Origin of the sequence: Planococcus sp. S3-L1, assembly GCF_030063085.1 — a bacterium.
Taxonomy (GTDB): domain Bacteria; phylum Bacillota; class Bacilli; order Bacillales_A; family Planococcaceae; genus Planococcus; species Planococcus kocurii.
On record NZ_JASISN010000016.1, the window covers coordinates 1 to 14,116 of the forward strand.

A 14,116-nucleotide genomic window follows, 5' to 3' on the forward strand; every position below is an offset into this window, starting at 1 on the left:
AGTAGTGTTGATTGCTCAATACTGCTGGCGTATCGCCGTCCGAAGACGCACGATTCGCTTTGATCTGCGTGATGCTGATCAGTAAGTTGTCGTCACGAACACCGAGAAGGAAAACAACTTTGCTCTGATTGCCATAAGGCAACCTTCGCAAAAGCCGTTCTCGCACCGAAGTGCTCGTGACGTCTTTCGTTGACGTTTTGCTGTTCAGTTTTCAAGGTTCAAGTTGTTGTGTTTGGTTGCCGCCGTTTTGTTTGTGTTGTTCGTTGTTGCTTGGCGACTTTTATTATATTAAAGCATGATTACATTTCTGTCAACACTTTCGCAAAAGTTTTTCTTAAAACCCTGTTTTCCCTTCTGTATTCTCTCTTTAAAAAATCGAAAAAGTACCTAGCTCCCTTACAGCCATCTACATTCGCTCATCGTGCAATTGATTTTATTAAAACAAAAAAATCATTTAGCCACTTTATTGAAACAAGCGGTTAAATGATTTTTCTTACGAAACAATGCTTACGCTTTTGCTTTTCTTGCAGCACGTCGTTCTTCTAATTTCTGGCGATCAATATCTGATTGTGCGTTGTATTTTGGCAACACCAATAACTGATACGCATTTACTGCTAAGAATGGGAACAGCAATAAAGTAACCCAGCTGTCGATATTCCCTTCTTCTACCATCAACGCCGGCAGCCATTCAACCGTCGTAATAACAATCATGAAGAACAATGCAGAAATAAATGTTTCTTTATTGGTCCATTTTGCTTTCATATATGCCGTAACCACTCCGGTAACGATCAAGATTGTTAATAAGATTCCATATAACCAAACCTGTTCAGTCGTTTCTGCGTTTGGCGCAAAGCGGAATAAAATCAAATCTGTAACGACTACGACGATAATCAAAAGTTGAATCCAATTCCACAAACGCAATGTACGGAATATGTTCATCCCAATCTGATGCACCGTCAAGTAAGCAAAGAAACACAATTGGCTAATAATGCTCATCGTTAAGCCAATAATAACGAGCCAGACAAATCCTGCCAAGAATTCGCCCCAGTGTCCTGCATAAAACGGTTGTGAAAATATATCATCCCAGCGAACGAATAAACCGAGTACGCCGGTTACCGCTCCACCAATTAATAAAGCTTTCAAGAAAAACTTAACCCAATTTCGTATTGTCAATTGAATGCCTCCGTTATTTAAAGTTCTTTTACGATTGTACCAACCGGCTATTAAAAAATCCATTCACTGTAGACGATAGATTGTGAACAAAGCTTGAAAGTCGAATCTTTGTTACTGAATCGCCATATCCTCCTGAGGATTGCACAAAATAAAAGCCCGGAAACCGATTATGGCTTCCGGACTGCTCATTATCTTATTTTTTGTCAGCAAATTGTTTAAGTACTTGCTGCGCGATGTCTTCGTAGATTTTCCCTGTCGGATGATCCGCCAAGTAAACAGACGGTGCAAAGTCTGCTTCGTTCCAGTCAGGCTGACCCAGTGGAATTTGTCCAAGTAGCGGCGCTTGCAACTCTTCTGCAAGTTTCGGTCCGCCACCTTGTCCGAAAAGAAATTCTTTCTTGCCCGTTTCTTGGCTTTCAAACCATGACATGTTTTCAATAACACCCAACACCTCGTGATTGGTTTGAAGCGCCATCGCTCCAGCACGTGCCGCAACAAACGCTGCAGTCGGGTGTGGTGTGGTGATAACAATTTCTTTAGATGCCGGTAGCATTTGGTGAATGTCGAGTGCAACGTCCCCTGTACCTGGTGGCAAGTCCAATAGAAGGTAATCCAAATCTCCCCATTCTACATCGCGGAAAAATTGATCAAGTACTTTGCCGAGCATCGGGCCACGCCAAACGACTGGCATATTGTCTTCTACGAAAAAGCCCATCGAAATTACTTTTACGCCGAAGCGCTCTACTGGAATGATTGTTTGACCACGAACGACTGGCGATTTATCAATGCCCATCATGTCTGGCACACTAAAACCGTAGATATCTGCATCGATTAAGCCCACTTTTTTGCCTAGACGCGCTAATGCAATTGCTAAGTTAACAGATACCGTCGATTTACCAACTCCACCTTTACCGCTGGCAATTGAAATAAATTCAACTTTGTTCAATGGAGATAACAAATCCTGCGCTTCTGATTCATCAGCTGTGCCACGGAATTTCGCTAAAGCTTCTGTTGAGAGCTCTTCAAAACGAATTCCGACAGAACCCGCTCCCGCTCCTTTTAATACATCGACAACTTTCATCTGTAACTGCATTTGTTCAGGTGTATTTGTTTTAGCAATTGCCAATTTGACACTGACGTGTTTTTTCTCTTCCTTAATCGTTACAGACGTAATGCCATCTGTTTCAGTTAACGATCTATGTAAAAACGGATCTTCTAACGCTCCGAGTAATTCGCGTACTTGTACTTCAGTTAACATATCGATACACTCCCTATCAATTTTGCTCACCATAAAGTATAGCACAGCAAATCTTATTTTTAATCTATTCGGTCTTATAAGAAAAATGAAAAAAGCCACTGCGCTCCGGTGGCTATGAGAGCTCGGGCGAAGTGGCGTTTCTTCAACAGAATAACTGGCGTGGCCAAGAGCCCAACTTACGAATCAATTTCCAGCATATCGTTTTCATCGAACGTAAAGTCCGGACCCCATGCTACTTCCCAGTAATAGCCGTCGGGATCGGTGAAGTAACCTGAATAACCTCCCCAGAAAACTTCTTTCGGTTCTTTGATGATCCTTCCTCCAGCCGCTTCCGCAAGAGCCATCACTCTATCCACTTCTTCTTTAGACTTTGCGTTATAGGCCAGCGTAATGCCTGAAAATCCACTGCCACTTGGCGGGTTCTTTTCATCGATATCTTTCGCCAAGTCCTCCAATGGATACAACTCCAGTTTCGTACCAGCCGAATTGAAAAACACGATTTCAGGATTGTCCCCTTTTTCCGTCGTTTTAAAGCCGAGGCCATCTCTGTAAAACTTTACGGATGTTCCCATGTCTTTCACACCCAGGCAAATTAAATTGATCCGGTTCATTTCGGCACCCCTCCCATTTCCTTCTATTTTACCTGTTCGAACCTCCATTTGAACATAAAAAAAGCACTTCCCGAATTTCTTCGGAAAGTGCTTTGTAAACGAAAATCGAAATTAACGTTTTGAGAACTGAGGTGCACGACGTGCTGATTTAAGACCTGGTTTCTTACGTTCTTTCATACGTGGGTCACGTGTTAACAACCCAGCAGATTTCAACGCAGGACGGAATGCAGGGTCTACAGTTAGTAGAGCGCGTGCGATACCGTGACGGATTGCTCCGGCTTGGCCTGTGAATCCACCGCCGTTTACGTTTACTAGGATGTCGTAGCTTCCTAGAGTATCCGTAGCAACTAGTGGCTGTTTGATAATTTGTTGTAGTGTTTCGTAAGGAACGTAGTCCGCTACGTCACGTTTGTTGATTGTAATTGTGCCGTCACCCGGTACTAAACGTACGCGAGCTGTTGAGTTTTTACGACGACCTGTCCCAATATATTGAACTTGTGCCAAAGGTGTATCCTCCTCTAATTTACTAATTATTAACCGCGTAGTTGATAGATTTCTGGTTGTTGTGCTTGGTGGTTATGTTCAGGGCCAGCATAGACATGCAGCTTTCTAAACGTTTGACGACCTAAAGAGTTTTTTGGAAGCATCCCTTTAATAGCCAATTCAAGCATTCTTGTTGGGTATTTTGTGCGCATTTCAAGTGCAGTACGTTGTTTAAGTCCACCCGTGTATTGTGTGTGACGGTAATAGATCTTGTCTGCAAGTTTGTTACCTGTAAGGTGAATTTTTTCAGCGTTGATAATGATCACGTGATCACCAGTGTCAACGTTTGGTGTAAATGTTGGTTTATATTTTCCACGTAAGATTGAAGCGACTTCAGAAGCTAAACGTCCAAGAGTTTGCCCTTCTGCATCGACAACTAACCATTTACGCTCTACTTCGTGACCCTTAGCCATGAATGTTGTACGCATGTATATTGTCCTCCTAATATATCGTCTCTTTTAAGTTCTTTTACAGTGTTCCGCTGTTCCGTTTTTTCGTTATCCCTTAACACAAATAACCTTCCGGGGCATATCGTGGGGGTAATGAAAATACCATACATCATGTTATAACGAAAGTGCTAAAAAGTCAAGGGGTTTTCTAAAAACACCAGGAAAAGTTGCTTCAGCTCTCGTACATCACGCTTTCCAAGTAAAGCCCATGTGCTGCCGCTGTTTTTCCAGCGGCGACCCGGTCCGTTGCAGCCACAATTCGACTAAGTTCGTCAGCTGCTCTTTTACCGGTACCGACTTCCGTTAAGGTCCCTGCAATAATGCGAACCATATTGTATAAAAAGCCAGATCCTTCAATAATCATATGCAATTCGTCACCATGTTCTTCAAACTCCAGACGTCGAACTGTTCGCACTTTATCGACTACTGCGGTATTCGCCGCACAAAAACTGGAGAAATCGTAAGTGCCAATCAACGCCTGTGCCGCTATGGTCATTGCTTCTACATCGAGTGGTTGCTTGATGTGAACCATCAAATTGCGCGTGAACGGACTGATGATTTGACTGCGATTCCATTTATAACGATAAGTTTTACCTGTCGTATGATAACGCGCATGAAAAGACGCATCGACTTCTTCAATCGCGTTCACGCGGATGTCTTCTGGCAATAGCACATTCAAAGCCTTTATCCAACCCGTCATCGGGATGGAAAACGCTGTATCAAAATGAATGACTTGTCCGGTAGCATGGACTTTGGCATCTGTCCGTCCGCTTGCCACGACTTGCACAACTTTTCCTTTATGAATGGTTTTTAACACGTTCATTAATTCGAGCTGGACCGTGCGTTTGTCTGGCTGCACTTGATAACCTGCAAATCCAGAACCATCATACGCAATGGTCGCTTTTAATCGTTTCATAATTTCTCTCCTTATACCCGGAAATACCAAAGCATTCCCGCGAGCCCCGCTAGCACAAGCAGGCTCAAGCTATCGATAGAACGCCAATTGAGTTGGCGATAGCGCGTTCTGCCTTCGCCCCCGCGGTAGCCACGAACTTCCATCGCTGTAGCCAAGTCCTCTGCCCGTTTAAAGGCACTGACGAACAGCGGAATCAGCAAGGGCACAACCGCCTTAATGCGCTCTTTAATCGGCCCTGAGCCAATGTCAGAACCTCTGGCCATTTGCGCCTTGAGAATCTTCCCAGTCTCGTCCATAAGCGTCGGGATAAACCGCAACGAAATCGACATCATCAACGCCAGTTCATGGACCGGCAACTTGATTCGTTTAAATGGACCAAGCAGTACTTCAATCCCGTCTGTAATAGAAATCGGTGAAGTCGTCAAGGTTAAAATACTAGTAATAAACACCAGTACTAAAAAGCGAATCGAAATGAATATCCCCTGCCGCAAACCTTCTTCATAAATTTCAATAAAACCAAAATCCACTAATATATCACCTTCACGCGTAAAGAAAATATGCAATAAAAAAGTGAATACCAACAATATAAAGACCGGTTTCAATCCATTTATCAAGAAATACAAACGAATTTTGGATAAAAATACTACCAGCAAAGTAAATCCTAGCAAAATCCCATAAGTCACTGCGCTATTCGCAATAAACACGATGGCAATAAACACAAAAACAAATGAAATTTTCGCCCGTGGATCCATTCGGTGAATAACAGAATCACCAGGAATAAATCGACCAAAAATCATTTTCTCCATCATTCGGAATCACGTCCTTCCGATAATGCGGATGCAATGTTTTGAGCTAACGCTTCTTCTGTCAATGAAACAACACCCAGTTGAATTCCTGTTTTGGCTTCAAATTTTCGTTGCAACCGAATGGTACGCGGTGGTTCCAAACGGTAATCTCTCAGTTGCTCTTCATTTGAAAAGATTGCTGTTGGCTCTCCTGTGACCACACAGCGACCATTGTGCATAATCGCCACATTATCTGCGTAACGCGCCGCATCTTCCATGCTGTGCGTCACCAGCACCGTTGTTAGTCCTTTTTCAATATGCAAACGGTAAAACAAGTCCATAATCTCACGGCGACCACGTGGGTCAAGGCCTGCTGTCGGTTCATCTAACACCAATACATCTGGTTCCATCGCCAACACGCCAGCGATAGCCACGCGACGCATTTGCCCACCGGACAAGTCAAACGGCGATTTTGTCAAAACTTCTGCAGGCAATCCAAGCTGTTCGACTAATTCATGCGCCCGGCGGCTCGCTTCTTCTTCTGACACACCATAATTTAAAGGTCCGAACATAATATCCTTTAAGACCGTCTCATCAAACAGTTGTTGCTCAGGAAACTGAAAGACAATCCCCACTTGTCGCCGAACATCACGCAAATTCTTTGCTTTTACACCAGCTTCGATTTTACGGTCACCAATCGTAACGGACCCTTCAGTTGGTTTTAAGAGCGCATTGAGATGTTGAAGAACAGTTGATTTGCCAGACCCAGTATGGCCAATAATAGCCGTATAGGAACCAGAAGGAATATGCAGCGATACATCCGTCAGTGCTCTCTTTTCAAAGGGCGTATCTTTCGCGTAACTATATCCTACTTCCTGGAGTAAAATGTCCATAACTCATCCACCAATTCTTCTTCTGTCATATGTTCTCCTTGCAACGCCACACCCGCTTCTCGCAACAAATGCGTCATGCGCATCGAAAACGGCAAATCTAAACCCAAAGTTGTTAATTCATTACCCGAAAGGAACACGGATTCTGGTATTCCTTCTAACTGCTTATGGCCTGCGTTCATTACAAGAATACGATCAGCAAGTGCTGCTTCTTCCAGGTCGTGCGTAATGGATATTACCGTCAAACCTGTTGCTTCCCGAAGTTCACGAATGGTTTCAATCACTTCCATACGCCCTTGCGGATCGAGCATCGAAGTTGCTTCATCCAAAATCAATAAACGTGGACGGAGCGCCAGTGCACCCGCAATTGCCACACGCTGTTTTTGGCCACCCGACAAATGATGAGGTTCATGATCAAGATAATCGTCCATCTTCACTTGGTGCAAAGCTTCTTTGACACGAACCACCATTTCTTTATGTGGCACACCGTTGTTCTCCAGTGCAAAAGCAACATCATCTTGAACCGTTGCCCCGACAAACTGATTATCTGGGTTTTGAAAAACCATGCCCATTTGGGAACGGATGTCCCACAAACTTTCCTCAGCCATCAATTTGCCCATGGCTGATACTTGACCGGTTTGCGGAAATAATAAGCCGTTCATCAATTTAGCAATTGTCGATTTTCCAGAGCCATTGTGACCCACTAAGGCAATCCACTCCCCATCTTGAATGGAGAATGACAAATCTGCTACAGCGGGTTTTACCGACTCGTCTTCTTGCGTATATGTAAATGTCACATTTTCGAATGACAAGATAGTCGAATTCATCTCAGCTGACCTCCTCTAACACTTGCTTAACTCTTCTCTACTCTACTGGTTTTTATGCGCGTTTGTAAAACCTAAAATAAATAAAAAAAGCGCGCACCTCATTCAGAGAAATGCGCTTTTCTGTCTCTATGGCTTCCCCGGTTGCTTAAGCCAGGGTTGAATGAGGTGCGTAGAGCTAGACGAGACGCCGCCTTTCGGCTCGCTCATCATAACACTCAGCTTTTCATATTGTCGTATAAATCATAATGCTAAAAGAAGAGGGCTATTGACCCCCTTCAAGTAAATCAATTATGCCTCCGCATAATTGCGTCCGGATTTTGAATTGCGCTAGCGCAATTCATTCCTTTCAAAATCCGTGACATCCGCCGGAGGCTTTAATTTGAATCAATAGATTCAAATTAAACCAATTCGATAATAACGATAGGTGCGCCATCTCCGCGACGAGGCCCCATTTTCATAATACGAGTGTAACCGCCTTGACGGTCAGCGTAACGTGGTGCAACGTCATCAAACAATTTCTGCAATGCATAAGTTGTCGTTTCGTTGCCTTCAGCGTCTGCAGTTGTAACCAACTCACGGCGCATCCATGCTGCTGCTTTACGGCGAGCGTGAAGATCTCCACGTTTACCAAGCGTAATCATTTTTTCTACAGTCGAACGCACTTCTTTCGCACGAGCTTCAGTCGTTTGAATGCGTTCATGTACGATTAAGTCTGTTGTAAGGTCACGTAATAGTGCTTTACGTTGAGAACTTGTACGTTGAAGCTTTCTCATTGAAGTTTCCCTCCTTTGTTGAATAGTTCGGATCCGATCTTAATCTCAGTCTTCTTTACGAAGTCCAAGACCTAAATCTTCCAACTTCACTTTAACTTCTTCAAGTGATTTGCGTCCGAGGTTGCGTACTTTCATCATGTCGTCTTCCGACTTGCTTGCCAGTTCGTGTACCGTGTTGATACCCGCACGCTTTAAGCAGTTGTAAGATCGAACCGAAAGATCAAGTTCTTCGATAGTCATCTCTAATACTTTTTCTTTTTGGTCTTCTTCTTTTTCAACCATGATTTCAGCCGTTTGTGCCTCATCTGTTAATCCTACGAAGATATTTAAATGCTCAGTAAAAATTTTAGCTCCAAGCGCAATTGCCTCTTTTGGACCAATGCTGCCATCTGTCCAAACATCAAGAGATAATTTATCGAAATGAGCCAGTTGGCCCACACGAGTATTTTCCACTTGGAAGTTAACGCGTGAAACTGGAGTGTAAATAGAGTCAATCGGGATAACACCAATCGGAAGATCTTCACGTTTGTTCTGATCTGCACGAGCGTATCCACGGCCTCTGTTCGCATACATACGCATACGTAGATGACCATTTTTAGCGATTGTTGCAATATATAGATCCGGATTCAGAATTTCCACGTCACTATCGTGCGTGATATCTGCAGCCGTAACCGTTCCGTCACCTTTTATATCAATTTCAATGACTTTTTCTTCGTCAGAGTAAATTTTCAAAGCCAGCTTCTTAATATTCAAAATGATTGTTGCTACATCTTCTTCTACACCTTCGACAGTGGAGAATTCATGCAGTACGCCATCAATTTGAATTGAAGTAACAGCTGCGCCAGGTAAAGATGAAAGTAAGATTCGACGTAAGGAGTTTCCTAAAGTGGTTCCATATCCACGCTCAAGAGGTTCAATAACAAATTTTCCGAATTTGGAATTGTTATCGATCTCAACCGTTTCAATCTTTGGTTTTTCTATTTCGAGCATTCAGTTTACCCTCCTTCAAAACGTCGGTTTTTTTTCGTGTCATCAAGAATTCGATAGTCACAGACTTTCGCTACGATTCAGAACCCATCCAGTAAGTCGTGATGTTCAAAAATCCTATTCAGATTAACGATTATACGCGACGGCGTTTTGGCGGACGGCAACCGTTATGAGGTACTGGAGTTACATCTTTAATCGCTGTAACTTCTAGTCCGGCAGCTTGAAGCGCACGGATAGCAGCTTCACGACCTGAACCAGGACCTTTAACTGTAACTTCTAAAGTTTTAAGACCGTGTTCGATTGATGTTTTAGCAGCAGTTTCAGCAGCCATTTGCGCAGCGAAAGGAGTAGATTTACGTGAACCTCTAAATCCTAGAGCCCCTGCACTTGACCATGAAACAGCGTTACCCTGCATATCAGTGATAGTAACGATTGTGTTATTAAATGTTGAGCGGATGTGAGCAATACCAGATTCGATATTCTTTTTCACACGACGCTTACGAGTTTGTTGTTTACGTGCCATGTTAAGAAGAAACCTCCTTTACTGATTATTTTTTCTTGTTAGCTACAGTTTTACGAGGACCTTTACGCGTACGCGCATTGTTCTTCGTATTTTGACCGCGAACAGGTAGTCCACGACGATGGCGAATCCCTCGGAAGCTAGCAATTTCCATCAAGCGTTTGATGTTCATTGAAACTTCACGGCGAAGGTCACCTTCGATTTTGTATTGATCTAATTGTTCACGGATATTGTTCAACTCGTCTTCTGTAAGATCACGAACGCGTGTCTCTTCAGAGATACCAGCAGCAGAAAGAACTTTCTGTGCAGTTGTTTTACCAACACCGAAAATATATGTTAATGAAATAACAACGCGTTTGTCGCGCGGAATGTCAACACCAGCAATACGTGCCATGTGTGCGATGCACCTCCTTCAAATTAGCCTTGTCTTTGTTTGTGTTTCGGATTTTCACAGATTACCATTACTTTACCGCTTCTGCGAATAACTTTACATTTTTCACAGATCGGTTTTACAGATGGTCTCACTTTCATCTAACCCAACCTCCTTAGTGGTCCGGAGTGCAAAAGATTATTTAAAACGGTATGTGATACGACCGCGTGTTAAATCATAAGGAGAAAGTTCTACTGTCACTTTATCTCCTGGCAGAATGCGGATAAAATGCATGCGAATCTTGCCAGATACGTGCGCGAGAATCGTGTGACCGTTTTCCAATTCTACTTTAAACATCGCGTTAGGCAAAGTCTCAACGACAGTTCCTTCGATTTCAATTACATCGTCTTTCGCCATCGACCCAGTCTCCCTTCTGTATACAAATCAGGTTCTCATCTTCAAACAGTATTTGCTGATTGAATAGTGTAGTACATTCATTCACGAGAAATGCATGAGTGACATTCGAAGATATTCTCCGAGCCCCGCAGTCTAGCGGGCCGGGGTTAATCCGGCAAAGCCAGTCTGTCTCATGTATCCTCGACTGCCCGGACTGCCTTGGATGAGTTCCAAACCCGTTACACAGATGCTTCCACGAAACTCATTATACTAGCATCGGTGCATAATTGCACTAAAGTGCATTTGCACCAATAGTTGTATCCTGAGCCTTGTTTGCTTTTGCAGCTCTCGAAAATTCATATCTCCGGTGCCCCTTTAAAGCCACATGGAGGCAACTAACTGCGCCCGGCGCCGGGGATTTAGCCTCGGTCGCCCTTTAGAAGAGCATCAATGTCAGCAAATACTTTTTTGATGTCCTGCTGTCCATCTATATTTTGCAGCACGTTTTTGCTTTCATAGAAATCAAGAAGCGGCTGTGTTTGTTGCATATTTACTTCTAGACGCTTCGTGACGGTTTCAGGCTTATCATCTTCACGCTGATAGAGTTCTCCGCCATCTTTGTCGCACACGCCAGCTTTAGCCGGTGGGTTAAACACAGTATGGTAAGCAGTTCCACAAACTTTACAGATCCATCGGCCTGTTAAACGTGCAATCAATTCGTCTTGTTCGACTTGAATATTTACGACATGCTCGATTCGCTTATCAAGATCGGCCAGAAGAGATTCCAACGCTTCAGCTTGAGGGACAGTACGTGGAAAGCCATCTAATAAGAAGCCTTCTTCACAATCCTTCGCACTTAGTCGTTCTCGGACAATGCCGATTGTCACTTCATCAGGCACTAGAGCACCTTGATCCATGAATGATTTAGCTTTCAAGCCCAGTTCCGTTCCACCTTTTATAGCAGCACGGAACATGTCACCTGTAGAAATATGAGGGATGTCGTACTTCTTAACAATTTCGTCTGCTTGAGTACCTTTTCCGGCACCCGGTAGACCCATTAATACGATATTCATACGTTGTCCCCCTCAAACAATTGGACAAGAGACGCTTTCACGTCTCTTTATATCCTACTGATTATTTCATAAAGCCTTTATAATGACGTTTCACAAGTTGAGATTCTAATTGCTTCATCGTCTCTAGTGCTACCCCTACAACAATCAAAAGACTTGTTCCGCCGATTTGCGCCGATTGCGGTAAATTCGCAATGTTAATGAAGAAAATCGGTAGAACAGCAATAACTGCTAAGAAAATGGCACCAACGAATGTCAATCGGTATAACACACTTGTTAAGTAATCTTGCGTATTTTTACCCGGACGGATTCCCGGAATATATGCACCTTGTTTTTTCAAGTTATCCGACACGTTCTCAGGATTAACCTGAATGAAAGCGTAGAAATACGTAAATGCTACGATCAAAGCGACATAAATGATCATGCCGACCGGACGCGTATAATCAAACGTACTCTGAATCGCTTCTGTAAACGCATTGGCACCAAAGAAAGAAGCAATGGTTTGTGGCGTAATAATAAACGCTACTGCAAAGATTACCGGGATAACTCCGGCCGCGTTTACTTTCAAAGGTAAATGCGTTTGCTGCCCACTTGTTGTTTGACCACGGCCAGCAACTCGTTTTGCATACTGAATCGGTATTTTACGCAACGCTTGTTGAACGTAAATAACCAAAACCGTAATGGCAACAACAGCTAATGCAAGCAATGCCATAATGGCAATATTGATCGGAAGCTGATCTCCAGCTCCTTGGATCTGCTGTGCATATAGTTGATTAATAGCACCTGGTACTGCAGCGACAATCCCTGCGAAGATGATAATCGAAATACCGTTCCCCACACCTTTTGCCGTAATCTGCTCACCAAGCCACAGTAGAAACGCCGTACCAGCAGTCAAAACAATAGCGATGACAACGTAAGTTGAAATCGTGTCATTCTGGATTAAAGAACCGCCGTACATTTGGTTAAATCCGTAAGACATACCGATTGCTTGAATAAAGGCAAGAACGATTGTGAAGTAGCGAGTGAATTGAGCAAGTTTCCGTCTTCCGACTTCCCCTTGTTTCGCCCACTCTGCAAATTTCGGTACAACATCCATCTGCAATAATTGCACGATGATTGATGCTGTAATGTATGGCATAATTCCCATCGCTAAAATCGAAAAGTTAGCAAGGGCACCTCCACCGAAAGTATTTAAGAATCCAACCAGACCCATCTGGTCAGTAGCTTGCAAAACTGAAGCATCAACATTCGGTACTGGAACAAAAGTTCCAATACGGAAAATGATGAGCATCAATAATGTAAAGAATATTTTATTTCGAATATCAGTCACGCGCATAAAATTAGAGATTGTCTGAAACATTAAACCACCTCGGTTTGTCCGCCAGCAGCTTCAATCGCTTTTTTAGCTGATCCAGAGAATTTGTGAGCTTTTACTGTCAATTTCTTTTCTAAGCTACCATTGCCCAGAATTTTGATTCCAGAACGTTCATTGCTCACAACACCTGTTTCAATCAACAATGCAGGTGTTACTTCTGTGCCTTCGTCGAAACGGTTTAGCACTTCAATATTTACAACTGCATAGTCTTTACGGTTAATGTTGGTAAATCCACGTTTTGGCAAACGACGGAATAATGGGTTTTGACCACCCTCAAATCCAGGACGAACACCGCCGCCTGAACGTGCGTTTTGACCTTTATGACCTTTACCTGCTGTTTTACCAGTACCTGAACCGATACCGCGTCCGATGCGCTTTCTTGAGCTGCGTGAACCTTCTGCCGGTTTTAATTCATGAAGTTTCATTTAGTTGGCACCTCCTTCTATAGAAATCCGTAATTAAACTTCTTTAATCGTTACTAAGTGAGCGACTTTAACGAGCATTCCGCGAATGGCTGCATTATCTTGGTGCTCAACAGTTTGATGCATTTTGCGCAATCCCAATGATTGAACAGTTTTACGTTGTGTCGGTTTAGTACCGATCACAGATTTTGTGAGGGTAATTTCCAATTTAGTTGCCATGTGATTTTCCCTCCTATCCTAACAGTTCTTCTATTGATTTGCCGCGAAGTTTTGCAACTTGGTCAGCACTTTTCAATTGAGTTAAACCGTTAATAGTTGCACGTACCATGTTGATTGGTGTGCTTGAACCTAGAGATTTAGATAAAATATCTTGTACTCCAGCTAATTCAAGTACCGCACGAACAGGTCCGCCAGCAATTACACCAGTACCCGGAGAAGCAGGTTTAATAAGAATTTGGCCTGCACCAAAACGACCGATTACTAAGTGTGGAGTTGTACCCTTAACCATTGGTACTTCGATTAGGTTTTTCTTCGCATCTTCAATAGCTTTGCGGATAGCATCTGGAACTTCTTGAGCTTTACCAGTACCAAAACCAACATTACCATTTTTGTCGCCTACAACAACTAATGCAGAGAAACGGAAACGACGTCCACCTTTTACAACTTTCGCTACGCGGTTAATCGTAACTACGCGTTCTTCAAGTTCAAGTTTGTTTGGATCAATACGACGCATGAAATGTGTCCCTCCTTC

General features: G+C 43.2%; 20 protein-coding genes. All 20 read right to left on the reverse strand.

What is annotated here, in order from left to right:
- Nucleotides 1–507: 507 nt before the first annotated feature.
- A complete protein-coding gene (locus QMF37_RS13525; protein WP_283478565.1) occupies nucleotides 508–1,173 on the reverse strand; it encodes a KinB-signaling pathway activation protein in 666 nt (221 codons plus the stop codon).
- A 193-nt stretch (nucleotides 1,174–1,366) separates the two neighbouring features.
- Nucleotides 1,367–2,431 carry an Mrp/NBP35 family ATP-binding protein gene (locus QMF37_RS13530; RefSeq protein WP_058386705.1) on the reverse strand — a complete coding sequence of 355 codons (1,065 nt, stop codon included), beginning with the start codon at nucleotides 2,429–2,431 and terminating at the stop codon, nucleotides 1,367–1,369.
- A 176-nt stretch (nucleotides 2,432–2,607) separates the two neighbouring features.
- Nucleotides 2,608–3,042 carry a VOC family protein gene (locus tag QMF37_RS13535; RefSeq protein ID WP_078080031.1) on the reverse strand — a complete coding sequence of 145 codons (435 nt, stop codon included), beginning with the start codon at nucleotides 3,040–3,042 and terminating at the stop codon, nucleotides 2,608–2,610.
- A 111-nt stretch (nucleotides 3,043–3,153) separates the two neighbouring features.
- A complete protein-coding gene (rpsI, locus tag QMF37_RS13540; protein ID WP_058386707.1) occupies nucleotides 3,154–3,546 on the reverse strand; it encodes a 30S ribosomal protein S9 in 393 nt (130 codons plus the stop codon).
- Nucleotides 3,547–3,575: 29 nt separating this feature from the next.
- Nucleotides 3,576–4,013, reverse strand: coding sequence for a 50S ribosomal protein L13 (rplM, locus tag QMF37_RS13545; RefSeq protein ID WP_058386708.1), 438 nt, complete (start codon nucleotides 4,011–4,013; stop codon nucleotides 3,576–3,578).
- A 193-nt stretch (nucleotides 4,014–4,206) separates the two neighbouring features.
- Nucleotides 4,207–4,950, reverse strand: coding sequence for a tRNA pseudouridine(38-40) synthase TruA (gene truA, locus QMF37_RS13550; RefSeq protein WP_283478567.1), 744 nt, complete (start codon nucleotides 4,948–4,950; stop codon nucleotides 4,207–4,209).
- A gap of 11 nt (nucleotides 4,951–4,961) precedes the next feature.
- Nucleotides 4,962–5,759, reverse strand: a complete 798-nt coding sequence (locus tag QMF37_RS13555) for an energy-coupling factor transporter transmembrane component T family protein (RefSeq protein ID WP_078080027.1) — start codon at nucleotides 5,757–5,759, stop codon at nucleotides 4,962–4,964.
- Nucleotides 5,756–6,628 carry an energy-coupling factor ABC transporter ATP-binding protein gene (locus QMF37_RS13560; protein ID WP_071154691.1) on the reverse strand — a complete coding sequence of 291 codons (873 nt, stop codon included), beginning with the start codon at nucleotides 6,626–6,628 and terminating at the stop codon, nucleotides 5,756–5,758. The genes QMF37_RS13555 and QMF37_RS13560 overlap by 4 nt, the downstream gene beginning before the upstream one ends.
- Nucleotides 6,604–7,452, reverse strand: coding sequence for an energy-coupling factor ABC transporter ATP-binding protein (locus QMF37_RS13565; RefSeq protein WP_071154690.1), 849 nt, complete (start codon nucleotides 7,450–7,452; stop codon nucleotides 6,604–6,606). Before QMF37_RS13565 ends, QMF37_RS13560 begins: the two co-directional genes overlap by 25 nt.
- A 398-nt stretch (nucleotides 7,453–7,850) precedes the next feature.
- Nucleotides 7,851–8,225, reverse strand: coding sequence for a 50S ribosomal protein L17 (gene rplQ, locus QMF37_RS13570; RefSeq protein WP_008432531.1), 375 nt, complete (start codon nucleotides 8,223–8,225; stop codon nucleotides 7,851–7,853).
- A gap of 45 nt (nucleotides 8,226–8,270) precedes the next feature.
- Nucleotides 8,271–9,215, reverse strand: coding sequence for a DNA-directed RNA polymerase subunit alpha (locus tag QMF37_RS13575; protein ID WP_058386713.1), 945 nt, complete (start codon nucleotides 9,213–9,215; stop codon nucleotides 8,271–8,273).
- Nucleotides 9,216–9,345: 130 nt separating this feature from the next.
- On the reverse strand, nucleotides 9,346–9,735 hold the full coding sequence (rpsK, locus tag QMF37_RS13580) for a 30S ribosomal protein S11 (protein ID WP_006828953.1): 390 nt from the start codon (nucleotides 9,733–9,735) through the stop codon (nucleotides 9,346–9,348).
- A gap of 25 nt (nucleotides 9,736–9,760) precedes the next feature.
- Nucleotides 9,761–10,126, reverse strand: a complete 366-nt coding sequence (rpsM, locus tag QMF37_RS13585; RefSeq protein ID WP_006828952.1) for a 30S ribosomal protein S13 — start codon at nucleotides 10,124–10,126, stop codon at nucleotides 9,761–9,763.
- 23 nt (nucleotides 10,127–10,149) lie between these two features.
- Nucleotides 10,150–10,263, reverse strand: a complete 114-nt coding sequence (gene rpmJ / locus QMF37_RS13590) for a 50S ribosomal protein L36 (RefSeq protein ID WP_058386714.1) — start codon at nucleotides 10,261–10,263, stop codon at nucleotides 10,150–10,152.
- 37 nt (nucleotides 10,264–10,300) lie between these two features.
- The gene (gene infA / locus QMF37_RS13595) at nucleotides 10,301–10,519 is read right to left on the reverse strand and encodes a translation initiation factor IF-1 (RefSeq protein ID WP_006828950.1); all 219 of its coding nucleotides are present in this window, start codon (nucleotides 10,517–10,519) and stop codon (nucleotides 10,301–10,303) included.
- A 398-nt stretch (nucleotides 10,520–10,917) separates the two neighbouring features.
- The gene (locus QMF37_RS13600; RefSeq protein ID WP_058386715.1) at nucleotides 10,918–11,571 is read right to left on the reverse strand and encodes an adenylate kinase; all 654 of its coding nucleotides are present in this window, start codon (nucleotides 11,569–11,571) and stop codon (nucleotides 10,918–10,920) included.
- A gap of 61 nt (nucleotides 11,572–11,632) precedes the next feature.
- Nucleotides 11,633–12,928, reverse strand: coding sequence for a preprotein translocase subunit SecY (gene secY / locus QMF37_RS13605; protein WP_058386716.1), 1,296 nt, complete (start codon nucleotides 12,926–12,928; stop codon nucleotides 11,633–11,635).
- Nucleotides 12,928–13,368, reverse strand: coding sequence for a 50S ribosomal protein L15 (gene rplO / locus QMF37_RS13610; RefSeq protein WP_058386717.1), 441 nt, complete (start codon nucleotides 13,366–13,368; stop codon nucleotides 12,928–12,930). Before rplO ends, secY begins: the two co-directional genes overlap by 1 nt.
- Nucleotides 13,369–13,401: 33 nt before the next feature.
- Complete coding sequence (gene rpmD, locus QMF37_RS13615) at nucleotides 13,402–13,584, reverse strand: 50S ribosomal protein L30 (protein ID WP_071154689.1); 183 nt, start codon at nucleotides 13,582–13,584, stop codon at nucleotides 13,402–13,404.
- 13 nt (nucleotides 13,585–13,597) lie between these two features.
- Complete coding sequence (gene rpsE / locus QMF37_RS13620) at nucleotides 13,598–14,098, reverse strand: 30S ribosomal protein S5 (RefSeq protein ID WP_008497444.1); 501 nt, start codon at nucleotides 14,096–14,098, stop codon at nucleotides 13,598–13,600.
- Nucleotides 14,099–14,116 lie beyond the last annotated feature (18 nt).

Coding starts and splice junctions, on each gene's coding strand:
- QMF37_RS13560 (WP_071154691.1), bottom strand. CDS start 6,628: ATGGACATTTTACTCCAGGAAGTAGGATATAGTTACGCGAAAGATACG.
- infA (WP_006828950.1), bottom strand. CDS start 10,519: ATGGCGAAAGACGATGTAATTGAAATCGAAGGAACTGTCGTTGAGACT.
- rpsM (WP_006828952.1), bottom strand. CDS start 10,126: ATGGCACGTATTGCTGGTGTTGACATTCCGCGCGACAAACGCGTTGTT.
- rplO (WP_058386717.1), bottom strand. CDS start 13,368: ATGAAACTTCATGAATTAAAACCGGCAGAAGGTTCACGCAGCTCAAGA.
- rpmJ (WP_058386714.1), bottom strand. CDS start 10,263: ATGAAAGTGAGACCATCTGTAAAACCGATCTGTGAAAAATGTAAAGTT.
- truA (WP_283478567.1), bottom strand. CDS start 4,950: ATGAAACGATTAAAAGCGACCATTGCGTATGATGGTTCTGGATTTGCA.
- rplM (WP_058386708.1), bottom strand. CDS start 4,013: ATGCGTACAACATTCATGGCTAAGGGTCACGAAGTAGAGCGTAAATGG.
- QMF37_RS13575 (WP_058386713.1), bottom strand. CDS start 9,215: ATGCTCGAAATAGAAAAACCAAAGATTGAAACGGTTGAGATCGATAAC.
- QMF37_RS13555 (WP_078080027.1), bottom strand. CDS start 5,759: ATGATGGAGAAAATGATTTTTGGTCGATTTATTCCTGGTGATTCTGTT.
- QMF37_RS13530 (WP_058386705.1), bottom strand. CDS start 2,431: ATGTTAACTGAAGTACAAGTACGCGAATTACTCGGAGCGTTAGAAGAT.
- QMF37_RS13565 (WP_071154690.1), bottom strand. CDS start 7,452: ATGAATTCGACTATCTTGTCATTCGAAAATGTGACATTTACATATACG.
- rpsE (WP_008497444.1), bottom strand. CDS start 14,098: ATGCGTCGTATTGATCCAAACAAACTTGAACTTGAAGAACGCGTAGTT.
- QMF37_RS13600 (WP_058386715.1), bottom strand. CDS start 11,571: ATGAATATCGTATTAATGGGTCTACCGGGTGCCGGAAAAGGTACTCAA.
- QMF37_RS13535 (WP_078080031.1), bottom strand. CDS start 3,042: ATGAACCGGATCAATTTAATTTGCCTGGGTGTGAAAGACATGGGAACA.
- rpmD (WP_071154689.1), bottom strand. CDS start 13,584: ATGGCAACTAAATTGGAAATTACCCTCACAAAATCTGTGATCGGTACT.
- rplQ (WP_008432531.1), bottom strand. CDS start 8,225: ATGAGAAAGCTTCAACGTACAAGTTCTCAACGTAAAGCACTATTACGT.
- secY (WP_058386716.1), bottom strand. CDS start 12,928: ATGTTTCAGACAATCTCTAATTTTATGCGCGTGACTGATATTCGAAAT.
- rpsK (WP_006828953.1), bottom strand. CDS start 9,735: ATGGCACGTAAACAACAAACTCGTAAGCGTCGTGTGAAAAAGAATATC.